The sequence below is a fragment of the Ruegeria sp. HKCCD4315 genome (assembly GCF_013112245.1).
Taxonomy (GTDB): domain Bacteria; phylum Pseudomonadota; class Alphaproteobacteria; order Rhodobacterales; family Rhodobacteraceae; genus Ruegeria.
The window spans coordinates 395,716-411,259 of the sequence record NZ_WVRN01000002.1 but is presented as its reverse complement, the minus strand read 5'-3'; the positions used below and the strand labels follow the sequence as shown (position 1 = coordinate 411,259).

The following is a 15,544-nucleotide window of genomic DNA, read 5'->3' as shown; positions in this document are numbered from 1 at the left end:
CTACCTATGGTAGAAACGTATTTGTTTTGAGGATACTATGCGCGTTCGCCTTGCCGCGTTGATCGTCGTTTTCTCGACATTGTTACTGGCGTTCAACGCGCCTTCGAAAGCGGAAAGGGACTACGCCAAACTGCGCGCCGCCTGTGGAATGAGCGGTGGATCAGAAATGGCTATTCCGGCCTGCACTGCGCTGCTTGACCTGAATGACGAACCGTTGGAGGCGCGTCAGGACTACAACGCCAAACGGGCGCAGGCTTTGCACTGTTACGGGCACTATCAGCGGGCAATTGAAGACGCGGATCGCGCGTTGTCCTTGAATTCTGAAGATGCGGTTACACTCATCTGGCGCGGCTATTCCAAGAACGCGCTGGAGAACAAAGCCGGTGCCCGGGCCGATTTTGAACAGGCACAAAAGATCCGACCCAATAGCACATGTGTTTTGTTCATCGTGGCAAAGCAGATGCAAGCATGGGGTGAAGTTTCTCTTGCGCTGGAAGGTTATGAAAAGGTGTTGGAGATAGATCCTGGCTATGAAGATGTCGGCGTCCGGTATTTGAATCTTCTATACGAGGCTATGCCCGCCGAGGACTTTGAGTCCCAGTTGACGAAAGCTGAAACGAAATGGCCGGATCAACCATGGGCACACGGCGTCCGCGTCACGTATGAACTTCGTCATGGCTATGATTTGGGCAAAGCCTTGTATGCGGCTGAATCAAGAATAGCGCTTACCCCGAATCCGAAAGCAGAGAACAAAATCGACTGGGGCGAAAAAGGATCGGTCCTGAGAACGATGGATCTTTTGCTTGGATACATAGTCCATGGGCAGAGTACTGAGTGGGTAACGCGAAGCCATTCCTTTGCTGCTTTGGGTGCAACAGATCTCGCTCGTGCAGAGTATCAGCAATTCTTGGCAAAAGGCGGTCCGTACTCTTTGGGGCTTCTTATGGACATTATTGAGGGCGCTGACGTCCCCGTCGACCCGCAAGCCCGACAGGGTGCAGTTGAACATATCAACAAGGCAATTGATGATCACATCCGCCGATTGGAACAGAAAGTCGGGTTCGCGTCACTTGGCCCCCAAGCCAAATGAGGGCAGGGCTGCAAGTAGTTTTCCCGACCCGTGGCAAAACGCGCGCATGTAGGCAATTGATTCCAAGTCAAACCTGATTTAAGGGAAGCCCTGTCAAAACAGAGTCACCCAGGGGCGGTATCGTGATCGCGCCCCTCCCGCGCCGCGCTATTGCGGCCCTTAACTCTTAGATCGCACGCCCCGAAAGGCTTAAAAAAGGTAAAAGAATATGGCAGATAAATCGAACTTCGACATATTGTATACCATTGTAGACGAAGCGCCCGAGCTGGCCAGCGCCTCGTTCCTGCCCATCATCCGCAAGTTCGCATCTGCTGCGGGCGTCAGCGTTGGAACCAAGGATATTTCACTGGCTGGGCGCATTCTGGCAACCTTCCCCGAGAAGTTGACAGATGCACAGCGCATCACCGACGATCTGGCCGCTTTGGGGGATCTGGTAAAAACACCCGACGCCAATGTTATCAAGCTGCCGAATATCTCGGCCTCGGTTCCGCAGTTGGTTGCCGCCATCGAAGAGCTTCAGTCGCAAGGCTATGACATTCCTGCCTACCCTGAAGAACCGGCCACAGAAGAAGAAAAAGCAATCCGAGCGCGGTATGACGCGATCAAGGGCTCGGCCGTGAACCCGGTTCTGCGAGAGGGCAACAGCGACCGTCGAGCGGCGCGTGCGGTTAAGAACTATGCCCAGAAGAACCCCCATTCGATGGGTGAATGGGCTTCGGACAGCAAAACCAAAGTGTCGTCCATGACCGGCAACGACTTTTATGCCAACGAAAAGTCAGCGACCATTAGCGCCGCTCAGGCCGGTAACGCAAAGATCGAATTCGTTGGTAAAGACGGCGGCGTAACCGTCCTGAAAGACGCCTGGCCGCTGGAAGAAGGCACTGTGGCCGACGCTACCTTCATGTCGGTCAAGGCCCTGTCTTCTTTCTTGGCCGACGCTGTCGAGGACACCAAGAAAGACGGCACCATGTTCTCGCTGCACATGAAGGCGACGATGATGAAGGTCAGCGACCCGATCATCTTCGGCTATGCCGTCAAAGCGTGGCTGGCCCCGGTGTTTGAGCAATTCGGTGCCGAATTGGACGCACTGGGTGTGAACCCGAATTCGGGCCTGGGTGACGTGTTGGATCGTGTGAAAGACAACGCCGTTATCATGGCCGCCATCGATGCGATCAAAGGTGATCGTCCGTCGATGTACATGGTTGATTCAGATCGCGGTATCACCAACCTGCACGTGCCCTCAGACGTGATCATCGACGCCTCTATGCCTGCCGTGATCCGTGCAGGCGGCAAGGGTTGGGATGAGACAGGCGCCAAGGGTGACACCAATTGTGTGATCCCTGACCGCTGCTACGCGCCGGTCTATGACGAAACCATCAAGTTCTTCAAAGCCAACGGCGCGTTAAACCCAGCGACCGCAGGTGCAGTCGCCAACGTCGGCCTGATGGCACAGAAGGCCGAAGAATATGGCTCGCACCCGACCACGTTCCAAGCCCCTGCCGATGGTACGATCCGCATCGTTCTTGCGAATGGTGAAACGTTGCATAGCCACGAGGTCGAGGCTGGCGACATCTGGCGCGCCTGCACCGTCAAGAAAGCACCGATCGAGAACTGGATCCAACTGGCGATGGACCGTCAGCGCCTGACCGGGTCCGAGGCGATTTTCTGGCTGGACGCAAACCGCGCCCATGATGCCGAACTGATCAAATACGTCAAACCGGCGCTCGAGGCCGCTGGCGTTGCCGACAAGTTCCTGATCATGGCCCCGCGCGAAGCCACCCGCCAGTCGCTGGAAACCATCACGGCGGGCAACGACTCGATTGCCATCACCGGCAACGTGCTGCGGGACTATCTGACCGATCTGTTCCCGATCCTCGAACTGGGCACTTCTGCCAAGATGCTGTCGATTGTGAAACTGATGAATGGCGGCGGATTGTTTGAAACCGGGGCAGGAGGGTCCGCTCCGAAGCACGTTCAGCAGTTGGTTGAGGAAAACCACCTGCGCTGGGACTCGATGGGAGAGTTCTGTGCTCTTGGTGAATCTCTGAACTTCCTTGCTGACAGCAAAGGCAACGCCAAGGCAGGTGTTCTGGGTGCTGCTGCCGAAGCTGCAACGCAGGGCATCTTGGACAACAACCGTTCGCCAAGCCGTAAAGTGGGTCAGCCGGACAACCGCGACAGCCACTATTGGTTCGCACGCTACTGGGCAGAAGCTTTGGCAGCCCAATCCGATGACGGCGAACTCGCAGCCGAATTCGCGCCCTTAGCAGACGAACTGGCAGGGAAGGAAGAGCAAATTCTGTCTGAACTGGCTGCTGCTCAGGGTGCTGCTGCGGATTTGGGAGGGTACTATCACACAGACCCGGCCAAGACGGCCGCTGTGATGCGCCCCAGTGCAACACTGAACGCGATTATCGGCTAATCAAAATAACAGCAGGTGCTTAGGCATTTGCCTTGTATGCCACCAGGGGCCAGCACACAGTGCGGCCCCTATTTTTTGGGCTCGGTCAGCCCAAAGTTATGGTGTCACAAAAAATTGGAGCTTTCTCTAGGTCTCGGGTGCTCGTTTGAAACTCACAGAAGTCCGAGAACACAGGTGGAATAAAATTAGCAAATCTTTTCAATACGATGGAGTGAAACTGCACTGACCTACGGGATTCCCCCAATAGCTGCGACCATCACACTACGTTAAATGTGTGGTAACAGAGAATTTCACTGGTGAGGCCTTAGGGCTATATCACTCACTCAGAAAATGACCAGCATTTGGGGTGCTGGTCATTTTGCTTTTTGAAGCCCGAGATCGTGAAAAGTCCGTAACAACCGACACGGAGATACAGAGCACGCAAACGCTGTTGGGTGGAGTAAACCAATTTTTGAAAATACGCTGCCCGTCAGGCGAATTTGCGTGACTTGGCTTTTGCAAGGGAAGTTTGCATCCGGTTCACCCCTGAGGCAGCGACACCTTCATACTGAAGGTAGGACATGCGGCGCGCCTCTCGCCGTGCGAGGGCAAGAGATTGCAGGATAAGTGCGCATACAATCGACAGCATCGAAGCAACAAACCCCGATACGGCAACGACCAGTGATGGAATCCGGTCAACCAGCCCTGTATCCAGAAACTCGCGGAAAACCGAAATAAAGACCAACAGCGAAGGTACGAAAGCCAACACGGCCAAGGACAAGAAGAACGAGATGGGTTTTTCGTCTTTGATCAGAAGGCCGATCATCTTCAAAATACGCCAACCATCCGAAAAAGTGGCCAGTTTGGAGTTCGAATCCGGCAGTCGTGAAAAGTAGCGGGTTTCTACTTCGCCAATTGGCATACGCATCTGCATCGCATGTACGGTGAGTTCGGTTTCAATCTCGAACCCGTTGGATACAGCCGGGAAGCTTTTGACAAAACGTCTGCTGAAAACCCGATAACCGGACAGCAGATCGTTGATTTTGCTTTTGAAAAAGAACTTCACGAGCCCGCTGAACAGGGCATTCCCGAATTTGTGTCCGCGACGGTAAGCGTCCGTTTGATCATTCACGCGCGCGCCATTGACCATGTCCAGGTTCTGCGAAACCAACAGGTTGATTAAGTCCGGAGCAGCCGAGCTGTCATACGTCGCATCTCCGTCCGCCATGACGTAGACATCAGCATCTACATCGGCAAACATTCTGCGCACAACGTTGCCTTTGCCCTGATAAGGCTCAGAGAAGACCAGCGCACCAGCCTCTTCCGCGATCTTGACCGAGTCGTCTGTGGAATTGTTGTCAAATACGTAAATGACTGCCTCAGGCAGGGCGGCACGAAACTGTTTTACGGTTTCACCAATGGCAATCGCTTCATTGTAGCACGGTAAGATCACGGCAATATCCAGGTCCGGCCTGTTCACAGGCGTGACCGATTTTTTCCTAAGATCCAAGGCACCTTGTATCATGCGTCACTCATGCTTTTGCGGTCCCGCAAGGGGAATGATGATTGCGCTTCAGGCTCAGAATGCTGTGCCTATGAGGCGGTTATGCAGCAGATAAACGGCCAAAATTTGTCTTCCGAAGAAATTGGACGCTTCCTGAAAGAAAAAAGGGCCGGTTCAAAGACCGGCCCGTAGTTTCAGCTGAACCGAGGGATCAGTTCGAAGCTGCGTTCAGTTTTGCATTTTGTTCACGTAGCGAGTCTGAAATAATCGCGTACCATTCGCCGGACTCGCGCATTTCGTTCAGGCCTTTGTTCATCATCGCAATATACTCACGCGCGAACGGGTTTGTACGATGCGCAAGGAAACTCATCGATGACAGCGTCGAAACATAGGGGTTTTCAATGATGTCAGACGAGGTCAAACCCATGTCGTTCATTGTGGATGCGAATAGATCAACCTCGAACGCGGCCACATCGGCCGTGCCGGTCAAAACCGCATCCAGGCATTCACGCGCGGAATTCGGCTGGACAACAGTTGTATTCTCACGGTTCAAGCCGACTTCTTCCAGGACAACCATGCTCCAACCTGCCATCCGGCAGATGGTGGATCCTTCAAAATCCTTGAAATCCGTAGCGTTAGCATACTGGCTTTCTGGCAGGGTGAAGAAGCCACCAACGATGTCGTAAACTGGAACCGAAGCAACAAACTGGGTACAGCGCGCGGTTGTTTCAGCTGACCATTCGTATGTGCGGTTCGTACAATCTGGGATAGTCCAAGCGATGGAGATGTCAAACGCACCAAGTGGCAACAGGGTATCAAGGTGCGAGCTCCAGTCATCAACGAAACTGACCGAATAATCGCGTTGGTTACCCGCGCGCTGAAGGCTGGTCGTCGCCAGACGAGTCATGATGCCGCCACCGCTAAGGTTCTCGGTTGTAAACGGCTCCCAGCCGTTACCGGCAACCATCTTGATGGGAGGCGCATAGACGTTGGAACGCTTGACACTCGCCGCGCGCTCTTCTTCTTCTGCGATGATTTCTTGAGCAGTCCGACCGTTGGGCAGGCTCCCGTCTTCACAAGGCAGCGCCAGTACCAGGCCCGGCTCCAGAGCGTTCGGGTTGATGATCTCGTTGCGGTTCGCGTTGAAGATCGGCTGATAGTTCGAGGTGCCATAGGCTGCGATTGCGATAGTCGCCATCGTGTCGCCGTCCTGAACGGTGTAGTTGGTACAAGCTTCCTGCGCTGCGGCTGCACCAGCAGTCAGTGCTGTAACGGCGGTGGCCGACAGGGCTACTTTTTTAAGGTTGAATTCAAACATGTCCACGTCCTCCAGACTTTAGTTTTGCCAGGCCAGTTGGGGCCTTATCCATTTTCCATTTGATGCCGCAGAGCGGTCGACACGATGTCGCGCCACTCTCCGGATTGCTGCATGATTGCCAGACCCTGATTAAGCGTCTCAAGGATCGCCTCCCCATCAGGATTATCTTTGTGGGTCATGACGTTAAGCGACTTAATCGCCGCTAGGTTGGGGTTTTCGATGATGCGGTGTTCGTATCCCAGGCGTTGGATTGCTTCGACCGCCAGATGGGCTTCGATTGCGACAATATCCGCGCGGCCTTCGATCACCGCATGAAAGCAATCGTCGGGCGAAACCGGACGCAACAAAGTGATGATCGGCTCGTAAAGGCTGACGGCGTCCATGTGAGAGGTCGACCAACCTTCGGGACGGCAAATCGTTGTGCCTGCAAAGTCGGCATAGCTCAGCGCCTCTTCATACCCCGAGCCTTCGAAGGCAAAGAAGGTGTCCACAACTTCGTAGAACGGGTTCGAAAAGTTGTAGGTTTCACAGCGCGAGCGATCGCTTTCCGACAGGGCTTCAGGCTCTTCGCAGTTTGGGCGCGACCAAGGGAAGGTTCCGTCAAATGCTAGTGTTGGCATCAACAGATCCAGATGAGATGACCAGTCGTTCACAAACTGGATCTTGTAGGACTGTTCCGGTGCAGCGCGCAGCATGGCCGTTTCAACAAGGTTGGTATACAACCCACGGTTTGGTAGCGCTTCGTCAGTAAAGGGGGCATAGTTCCCGCCGGTGATCAACAAAAGCTGCCGGTCCCGAATTTCCGGACGCTCTCCTGCATCGGCATTCCGGATCAACGCAGCGGCTTCTGATCGGGCGGCCTCAATTTCTTCTTTGGCTGCGGCCCGTGCTTCGACGACTGCCTCTTCACTGGCTTTCTTTGCTTCCGCTTCGGCTGCTGCCACACGGGCTTCGGCCTCAGCCACAGCTTTTGCGGCGCGTTCCTCGGCGGCTTTTACCAGTTCTGCTGCCATTTCCGCAGCAAGACGTTCTGCTTCGGTATCGGCAAGGGCCGGAGCTCGGCCGACATCTTCCAGACACGGCAACTCCAGAACATCGCCAACACGGATTATGTTTGGATTCGACCCAATGACGTCACGGTTGGCGTCGAAGATAATGCGGAAGTCTTCGGTCGAGTATACTTCAATCGCCAATTCTCTGAGGCTGTCACCACGTTGGATTTCGTAGCTGGTACAAGCCTCTTGCGCTGACGCTGCGCCGGTGGCGGCAGCAAGAGCAAGGCTGGAAATGATGAGGTGCTTTTTCATGGGTCCTGTTGCTTTGCCTGATTATGTTCTTGTGAATTTCGCGACAGCGATGGACAGATTGTCTTGATCCGGATCGTCTTTGGTCTGAACCGCCAACAGCAACGCCTCGGCGATATCCTGAGCCAGAGAGTGTTGGTGCTTGCTCAGAACCGATTGAATTTCGGCGTCGCTGAGATACTGCAGGCCATCACTGCCAAGGATCAGAATATCCGCTGGTGTCACCTGCATGGGACGTTCGGGGCAATCTACTTTGGGAATACCGCCACCCATGATCACGGATGTCAGTTGGTTACGGTCCAAATCGCGCGCGTCAGCCTCTGTGATCTCTCCCGCGCTTAGTTTCGCATCGATCACGGGCGCCATTGAGTGATCTTCATTGATCTGCGTCAACGTGTTGTCGCGGAACAGAAACAAAGGGCTGTCCCCGATGGAAATCCAGAAAACGCGCTGCCCCAGAAGCAAGACACCCAACAAGGTCGAGCCCATGTTAAAGCCCTGTCCCTGCGCCTCGTTATGATTGGCGATCGCTGCATTTGCCTGCATGGCCGCCAATGGAAGGGCATCAATCGCGGATCCTTCGTTCAGCGTTTTGGCCTCAAGTTCTGCGTCCAACGCGTCACGCCAGGCTGAAATCACCATTTCTGACGCGACTTCACCGGCGTCGTGACCGCCCATACCATCGGCAATCACGACATAGCCCGCATCTGACGCGTCGAACATGCGCGCCGCGATGGCGTCTTCCTGCGTCTCTCGCTGACCCTGGTTCAGGATCAGCGCAACATCATATGCCGGAGTTGCCAGCATCTATCAGGAATCCCGCCAATCAAAACCTTCGTCGCAGAAGGCTGTAAATCGGATGGAGGTTTCGCTGATACGGATCAAATCACCGCTGGACAAGGCCACGGTGCTCAGCACGGGCTTGCCGTTCAGACGTACAAGGTTGGCCTTGCCGCCATGACCCAGGTAACACTTTCGATCTTCAGGGTCATAGGCAATGACGGCATGGTTCGAACGAGAGATACCGGTGTCGCCAAAGTCGAGTTGGATTGCCTGGTCATCATTTCGGCCAATCTGCATCAGGCCTTCGGTCAATGTGATGCTGGCACCGCGACCGGGCCCGAACGTAACGACCAGCCAGCCAACGGGGAAGGTCTCTTGTGCGGCTTCAGTCTTGGCGACGGGTTCCGAGGTTTCGATCAACTCTTGCACGTGCGTATCTGCACGCTCAAAACCCAGGAAGGTTGTTTTGACGCGCGAACGGCGGTCTTCCGTCGGAGCGGGGGCAGCGACAGGGGGCGTAGGCTGGACTGCCTCAGCAACCGGTTCAACGGTCTGTTCCGGCTCTTGCAGCGGGGCCTCTGCAGCTTCGGTAACCACCTCCTGCGCGGCTTCCTCAGCTTCCGGTTCCACCGTTTCAACCACAGTGCTTGCTGAGGTCACTTCTACAGGGGTCATCGCCGGGTCATCGGCAATATGCAAGGTGATGATCTGTTCGTCTTCGACCGCTTCCTCTTCTTCAGCGATCTCAGCGGTCAGGATTTCTTCCGGTGCGTCATCCTCGCTTGCCGTGTGTTCGGCGAAAATGGACTCTTCGACGTTTTCAGCGACCTCGGCCTCAGCCTCGTCGAATTCGGGCATTTTCTCTTCCGGGATCAGTTCATCCGTTTCCTCGTAGGACTCGGACGTCATGTTCCCACCAGCCAGCGCCGCCCGCAGAGCGTTAAAGTCCGCAATGGGCTCTTGATTTTCGCCTTCAGCCGCAGGGGTTTCTACCGCGTCTGTGGTTTCCGAAGTATCTTCTTCTTTGGATTTGCCGGCACCTTCTAGAAGCCGGCTCAGAGGGCTTTTGTATTTGAACATGGTGTCGACACCTTTGATTTGGCGGCACGAATTTCCTGTGCCGTAGGCTGCTACTTATCCCGCACACTCAAGCGCGGAGACACTCATCGGGTACTCAAGGGAACTGGTACTCTCTGCGGCGGGCCGGTCCCCGCCGGGGTGACAAAACTGGCTGCCACCCTCAGCAAACACACACTGGCAGATCACAAACGAACCGGTCAGATCACTCCTGTGCAAGCTGCATGGTTGCAGCGGCTTCTGCACCATTGCGCAGGACGGTTAGATTAGCTTCCGGCTGACCCTCAGCGACCAGCTCTACAAGCATCGCGTCCAGGCTTTCCGATCCATCCAGGTTCATGCGGGATTGGCTTTCGCTCAGCAGGACGTCACCTCTTTGCAGGCCGCCTGCGGCGTCGGACGGAACTGATTCCACCACAGTTTTCCAGCCCTCATCATCCGAACTGCTGACGGTAAAGGTGTAACCGTTCTCGAGCCCGACCGAGCGCACCACTGGCAGGGCAAGCAGCCCATTTTGTGCCCGGGTTTGTCCAAGCGGACGATAGCGGGCGGCCACACGGGTATAGCCGTCTGGGTCGATGCTCAACTTGTCCAATACCTGAGCAGCAAAAGTGGCGTCCTCGCGGATGGGCTTTCCGTTTAATGTGAAGATCACTGCGCCGCGCTGCACCCAATCGCCAATCACACTCATGTCTTGATTTGGATTGAGGCCGGTCACAGCGATGGTAGGCCCTGTCGAACCGCGACGGCGAGACGTCTGGAAAGGAATTTCTACATCCCAATGGGCAAAAGATACCTGCTGTTCCGCTGGAGTAGCACCAGATGCAGCGACCTCTGGTTCCGCCTCTGCGACGGTAGCGACCTGAGCCTCGGTTTCCGACGTGTCAGGGGTTACGGGCGCTGTTTCTGTGACAACTGTCTCCGCAGTCTCGGCTTGTGCCTGCTCGACAGGCTCTTCTGCTAGAGGTGCAGTTTCTGGCTCTGGCTCTGGCACTGCTGCGATTTCAGCTTCGGGCTCTTCTGTTACTGTGCTGGTGACCTCACTTGCTGACGCTGCAGCTCCGGCTGTCTGCACTTCGTCGGTAGCTTGTGCAGCCGGTGCCTCAATCTGTGCTTCAGGTTTATCACCAGACATCGCAAAATAACCGCCAGCCGCCAGAGCAACTGCAACCACTGCCACACCAGCGATCAGTTTGCCGCTGCCGCCAGAACCGCTTTGAACCACAGTATCGACAGCGACAGGCGTTTCTTCTTTCACGGTGAGTTTTGCCAGATCCTCATTCTTCTTGTCGTCGTTGCCAACAACGATATCGGAGTTTCCAGCCAGCAGCGCAGTCACGACGGCTTCGGCGTTTTCACTTTCCGCCTTGATCCGCGCCTTTTCTTCTTCTTTGTCTTTCCGGTCCATGCCCACGATCACCGAGACCGGGCGATAGGCAAAGGTATCAAACATAACACCCGGGCCGCGGAACATGCGCAACCAATCCAGCGCTGTCTGCAAGCGATCTGTCGTGTGAACTTCCATCGCCTTGTCAATCGCTTCAAGGAATCCGTCGGGATACCCTTCGAAACGACCCGCAAGGGGGGTATAGGGATCGTCCTGTCCGTTGTTAAAGGCGTTCAAGCGGCTCTGACCATCGACCGGGCGTTCACCACTGATGGCATGGTACAGCGTTGCAGCCAGTACATACAGGTCGCTGCTCGGGCCCTGTTCGGCGCCCCGTACATAGAATTCGTGCGGAGAATAACCGTCTTTGATGACACGAAGGGTGAGCAAAGCCGCGGATTTGTTTGCAGCCTGCTCCCGCGCCGCGCCAAAGTCGATCAGGACCGGATCGCTGTTCTCATCGATCAGGATGTTGTCCGGTGAAATGTCGCGGTGCAACATGCCGCTTTGGTGAATGAACGAAACGGCAGACAGCATCTTCTCCGTGACTTGCACGATGAAATCGGGGCCTGCATCGTTTTCCGGGTTTTCAACATAATCCAGCAGATCGCAGCCGCGGATCAGATCCATCGCGATGTATGCGGTGTCATTGTCTTCAAACACCTGATGCACATCGACGATGTTGGGATGCACAAGGCGTGCGTGATTGCGGGCTTCCTGAATAAACAGGTCAATTATCGCGCGCAGGTCTTCTTTGTAAGAGGGGTCGTTTGGTTCGACCAGATCACCGTTGCGCCGACACAAAGCACCAGGGAAACACTCTTTGATCACCACGTCGCGCTCCAGGCTGTCGCGCGCAAGATAGGTGATCCCAAATCCCCCGTTGCTCAGAAAGCGGAGGATCTCATACTGACCGCGCAGCAATTTTGCGCCCGGTTGCAATCCTTCAATTTTTGGTTCGTCGTGCGTCGCACCGACAGCCTGGTTGTGGCTCATTTCAATCCGCCCGTTCTACTCGTTTTGCGGCTAAATCTAACAGGGCCAACAGCCCACGAACTCACAACCAAAAACAACCGCAGGACACTTAAGAACGGTTAGACGTTTCAAATTTGACTTTATTGGGGCCGCCTGATGGCTTCACTATGGATCGTTTTACGATCTATGGCATATATAGTTATTTGAGGGTCAAAATATCTATATATTGATAAATGGGGCGACGGCATTGAAAACGTACACCCCAAATTTAGCAGTTTGGTCTACGAATTCGAAACAATAAAGGGCCGATTCCTCGGCCCTTCGAATCGCTTTGTCGCGCTCAATCTTAACGGGAGATTATCAGGTTCCGGTTTTGGACTGCGCTGCGGCAACCGTGCTACCGGCCCATGCCAGGTTGTCTCCCAACTGTGCAAGTATGCTGATTGCATCCTTTAATGGCGCATCGCCGCTTTCGAACTGCAACAACAAAAGCAAGTCGGTCGCCTTTTCAAACTCAGCAGGAATCCAATCCGCATCCGGGTCAATTTCGCCCCCTTGCTCCAGCCGCTCCGCAAAGTCTTCGACAATCTCCTGACAGCTTTGCAAGAAGGCGGCAGGGTCAATATCCGAGGACTCGCGCAGATCTTCGTAAATGCTTGCAATCGCAGCTAGCCAGTCTTCAAGAATGGGGTTGTTCAAGGGGGGCAGGGCGGAGCCTAACGCGGATTGCATTGTTGCATTGTCCGAAAGAGCCGGTTCCGGTTCGGGTCCCTGTAGCTCTTGAAGATACGGCAGGAATTCATCCTGCAAGTCTTTCCGAGCGGCCTCCAGGTCGCTGCGACGCCGGTTCGAAGCTACGTCCAGAACTTGTTCGGCAAGATTCTGTCCACCGCACGTCTCCCATAGAGCGAAGTCGGGTTCCGGCTCTTGGGCCATTGCCTTCACCGCCACCGGAGTGCCAATCGGAACGACCTCGCGGAACATCCCTTCCTTTTCCTTGTTAAGTCGAGCCAAAACGCGGTCCAGTGATCCCTGTACCGGCGGCAAGTCTGCGTGCGTCACAGCAAGCAGGCTATTCGAGCGTAGTTCAGGTGGCACTTTCGACCACAAGTGGCGCTCGGTCTCTCGCCACGCGTTTGTACCGTTTGTGCACCAGATGGCGCAGTCGACAAATTTCAGCAGATCCAGCGTATTCTTATAGGTGTCATCCAAAGCACCCGAACCAGGAAGATCAAACAGGGAAATTTCCTTAAGCGCAGGCGTATTGATCCCCACCGAGATGAAATCAGGCTCGTCCGCCGCCGCTTTTTCAAGGGCGATACCGGAATATGTCTTCGGCTCTTTGTTCCACCAGCCTACAGTTGTTTCAGGCGTTTCGGCGTAAGCTACAATCACCAGCGGCAGTTTCAGATGTTGCGGACCGGTGGGCAGAATATCTGCACCGGCCAGCATGTTTGCGAGGCTCGACTTGCCCGCACCAAATTCCCCGGCAAACCCGATATTGACCGCGTTGGACAGCCGTTCAGCGTGGGCCAGAGCCCTTGCGCGCATATCCTCCAAAGTCTCGTCCGACGACAGTTTTTCAGTCGCGGTCAGAAAGCGCTCCAGCTGGTGCACTTCCTGTTCGGTTCCGGGAAATTCAATCATTCCGCAGCCTCTGCTTGTCGTTCGTCCGCATTGCCAGCTCCAAAGACGCTCTCCAGATCCGAAGCAATTCGGCGTGCTCTGTCGAATGCAGCTTGTGCTTCGGCCTGAGCATTCAATTCACCGGCACCAGAACGGTGTTCAAAATGGCCCGCCAACAGCGCGACATAGTGATCCAAAACTGTGTTCAGCCGTTCCAGCAAGTTGTCTCGTGTGGTGTCGATCAAATCGTCTCCGATCAGTTCGAACTCTTGCACAATCATTCGTTCGGCCCGCGTAACGACACTGTTGCGCGAGATCAGGCGCGACAACCAGTTTACACGCAATTCAACCGTAATTCCACGGGTGAGGGCAGTGGTGTCTGGCCTGAACCAGCGAACTGCGCTGGTGTTCATGCGATTGTCGACGGGCTCTTGCCAACCCGGCAATGCGCGTAAAGCAGCGTTGCATTGCATGTCGATCGCATAGAGTTCGCTTAGCATACGCTGGCGGACCACTTGCGATGCACCTTGCACCAGTTCCCGCATGTGTTCGCGCAACGGGGTAAAGTTCAGCTCAGTTGCACCCCCCTTGGCCAGCAGAGGTGATTGACCATTTGGTCCACGCACCACGGCCGAGACGGATTCAGCAACCGTGTCATCCATCACACCACGCAGATTGGACAGGACATCATCCATGTCACGCGTGATGTCCTGGGTCTTATCGGCAACCAACTTGCGCAATTCGCCAAGCGTCTTGTCACTGTCTTCAGTGTTGCGCGTACCCGAGCTGTTTTCGTCCTTCAACGCACGCAAATGAACCTGTGATCGCTCAAGCTCGCCCCTTGCGAAACTGTCAAGGTGTTGCCATGCCATACGAAGCTGTTCGTCAATTGGCCCGTCAGTGAGGGCTTTGGTGACGTGCCGGCGCAGATCAGGCAGACCAGAGGCGATCATTGCTGCAAAGCGCAATACAGCCTCTCGACTGATCGGACCTGGGCCTTGTTTAATTTCGGCCACGCCGTTTAGGTATTGTTTCATCTGTTCCGGATGCGCCCGCAGCCACGCCAGAACATGATCATGGTTCACACCGGTCTCATCGCCGGTCAAAGCATAGTGCGCCCATTGAGCACTGCCCATCAGCACATCGATATCAGAATTGCCGAGCGCTTTTTCCAACCCGTCCAGAACATCAAAACGGACCTTGGCCGCATCCTCGGGGCCGTCGCCCAGTTCATCAACTCGGTTGATGAACACAACAATCTGGCCAAGCTCCAAAGCCTGCATAAGACGGAATAGTTTCAGGTCTGCGCGCGACAAAGCCTGATGTGCGGACAGAACCACCACAAAGAAATCAGATTCCTTGAGGTATTGGCGCGAAATCTCTTCACGGATCAGCAGGGGGTCATTGACCCCCGGAGTATCCGTTACAGATAAGGGAAACGGGAAATGCCCGATGTCAAAATAGACTTCGGCCTTCCGGGTGATGTCACTGTAAAGTCCCCGATCACTGCCTGGGTCAACGCTGCCATCCTCAGCAGGATCATCGCCCGCGCAGACGTAACGCGCCAGGTCGTCTGAGTTCAGTTCATCCAGATCGTGGTGTTGCCCCAACAACTGCTCATAGCTGTCACCCAGACGCAGGCGCGCCCGGGTCTTCATGGCTTCGACCTGTTCTTCGATCATCTCGCGCTTATAGCTGTCCTCGTCATCGGGGAACATGTTACGCAGTTCTTCACCTTCGGCGATCAGGGATTGCCATTGGTGGTTGTCGAAGAAATGAAATTCAGCCCCATCGGTGCGACCGGATGGATGCCCGAAATGCATATCGGTGATCACGGTGGTCCATGGATTGACGTCCGATGGCAGGTACTCTGCCTGCCCCGTGAACCCGTTGATCAGACGGGATTTACCAGCCTTGATCTGACCGACAAAGGCGATTGACGGCTTCAGACTTCCCAGATCTCCGATGATACGCGAAATGAAATGACGCGTTTCATCATTGCTGGTTTCGTTCATGTCTTCTGCGATGCGGATAAGCTCGCGGCGATGTGTTTCACTCATTACTCACTACCTTGGTCAC

At 54.9% G+C, this 15,544-nt stretch carries 10 protein-coding genes; 2 read left to right on the top strand and 8 right to left on the bottom strand.

Annotated features, from left to right (window positions below):
* Nucleotides 1–37 precede the first annotated feature (37 nt).
* Together GS646_RS19780 and GS646_RS19775 are read left to right on the top strand one after the other, a co-directional pair.
* Nucleotides 38–1,090: a tetratricopeptide repeat protein gene (locus tag GS646_RS19780; RefSeq protein ID WP_171647203.1), complete on the top strand. Its 1,053-nt coding sequence runs from the start codon at nt 38–40 to the stop codon at nt 1,088–1,090.
* Between the two features lie 208 nt (nt 1,091–1,298).
* Complete coding sequence (locus tag GS646_RS19775) at nt 1,299–3,512, top strand: NADP-dependent isocitrate dehydrogenase (protein ID WP_171185490.1); 2,214 nt, start codon at nt 1,299–1,301, stop codon at nt 3,510–3,512.
* Nucleotides 3,513–3,981: 469 nt separating this feature from the next.
* Here the strand turns inward: GS646_RS19775 and GS646_RS19770 are convergent, their stop codons facing one another.
* The 8 genes from GS646_RS19770 to GS646_RS19735 form a co-directional block, all read right to left on the bottom strand.
* Nucleotides 3,982–5,016, bottom strand: coding sequence for a glycosyltransferase family 2 protein (locus GS646_RS19770; protein ID WP_171185491.1), 1,035 nt, complete (start codon nt 5,014–5,016; stop codon nt 3,982–3,984).
* 190 nt (nt 5,017–5,206) lie between these two features.
* Nucleotides 5,207–6,313: a transporter substrate-binding domain-containing protein gene (locus tag GS646_RS19765; protein WP_171094749.1), complete on the bottom strand. Its 1,107-nt coding sequence runs from the start codon at nt 6,311–6,313 to the stop codon at nt 5,207–5,209.
* Nucleotides 6,314–6,357: 44 nt separating this feature from the next.
* On the bottom strand, nt 6,358–7,620 hold the full coding sequence (locus GS646_RS19760) for a transporter substrate-binding domain-containing protein (RefSeq protein ID WP_171185492.1): 1,263 nt from the start codon (nt 7,618–7,620) through the stop codon (nt 6,358–6,360).
* Between the two features lie 21 nt (nt 7,621–7,641).
* Nucleotides 7,642–8,424, bottom strand: a complete 783-nt coding sequence (locus GS646_RS19755) for a PP2C family serine/threonine-protein phosphatase (RefSeq protein WP_171647205.1) — start codon at nt 8,422–8,424, stop codon at nt 7,642–7,644.
* Nucleotides 8,425–8,427: 3 nt separating this feature from the next.
* Nucleotides 8,428–9,480: an FHA domain-containing protein gene (locus GS646_RS19750; protein WP_171185497.1), complete on the bottom strand. Its 1,053-nt coding sequence runs from the start codon at nt 9,478–9,480 to the stop codon at nt 8,428–8,430.
* A 202-nt stretch (nt 9,481–9,682) separates the two neighbouring features.
* Nucleotides 9,683–11,860 (bottom strand): serine/threonine-protein kinase, encoded by a 2,178-nt coding sequence (locus GS646_RS19745; protein ID WP_171185499.1) that lies wholly within the window; start codon nt 11,858–11,860, stop codon nt 9,683–9,685.
* Between the two features lie 339 nt (nt 11,861–12,199).
* Nucleotides 12,200–13,486 (bottom strand): dynamin family protein, encoded by a 1,287-nt coding sequence (locus tag GS646_RS19740; protein WP_171647207.1) that lies wholly within the window; start codon nt 13,484–13,486, stop codon nt 12,200–12,202.
* Entirely contained in the window at nt 13,483–15,525 is a 2,043-nt protein-coding gene (locus GS646_RS19735) for a dynamin family protein (RefSeq protein WP_171185503.1), read from the bottom strand. Before GS646_RS19735 ends, GS646_RS19740 begins: the two co-directional genes overlap by 4 nt.
* Between the last annotated feature and the right edge of the window lie 19 nt (nt 15,526–15,544).

Bases quoted from the DNA above. Each gene is read 5' to 3' on its own strand.
- GS646_RS19780 (WP_171647203.1), top strand. From the start codon at position 38: ATGCGCGTTCGCCTTGCCGCGTTGATCGTCGTTTTCTCGACATTGTTA.
- GS646_RS19775 (WP_171185490.1), top strand. From the start codon at position 1,299: ATGGCAGATAAATCGAACTTCGACATATTGTATACCATTGTAGACGAA.
- GS646_RS19770 (WP_171185491.1), bottom strand. From the start codon at position 5,016: ATGATACAAGGTGCCTTGGATCTTAGGAAAAAATCGGTCACGCCTGTG.
- GS646_RS19765 (WP_171094749.1), bottom strand. From the start codon at position 6,313: ATGTTTGAATTCAACCTTAAAAAAGTAGCCCTGTCGGCCACCGCCGTT.
- GS646_RS19760 (WP_171185492.1), bottom strand. From the start codon at position 7,620: ATGAAAAAGCACCTCATCATTTCCAGCCTTGCTCTTGCTGCCGCCACC.
- GS646_RS19755 (WP_171647205.1), bottom strand. From the start codon at position 8,424: ATGCTGGCAACTCCGGCATATGATGTTGCGCTGATCCTGAACCAGGGT.
- GS646_RS19750 (WP_171185497.1), bottom strand. From the start codon at position 9,480: ATGTTCAAATACAAAAGCCCTCTGAGCCGGCTTCTAGAAGGTGCCGGC.
- GS646_RS19745 (WP_171185499.1), bottom strand. From the start codon at position 11,860: ATGAGCCACAACCAGGCTGTCGGTGCGACGCACGACGAACCAAAAATT.
- GS646_RS19740 (WP_171647207.1), bottom strand. From the start codon at position 13,486: ATGATTGAATTTCCCGGAACCGAACAGGAAGTGCACCAGCTGGAGCGC.
- GS646_RS19735 (WP_171185503.1), bottom strand. From the start codon at position 15,525: ATGAGTGAAACACATCGCCGCGAGCTTATCCGCATCGCAGAAGACATG.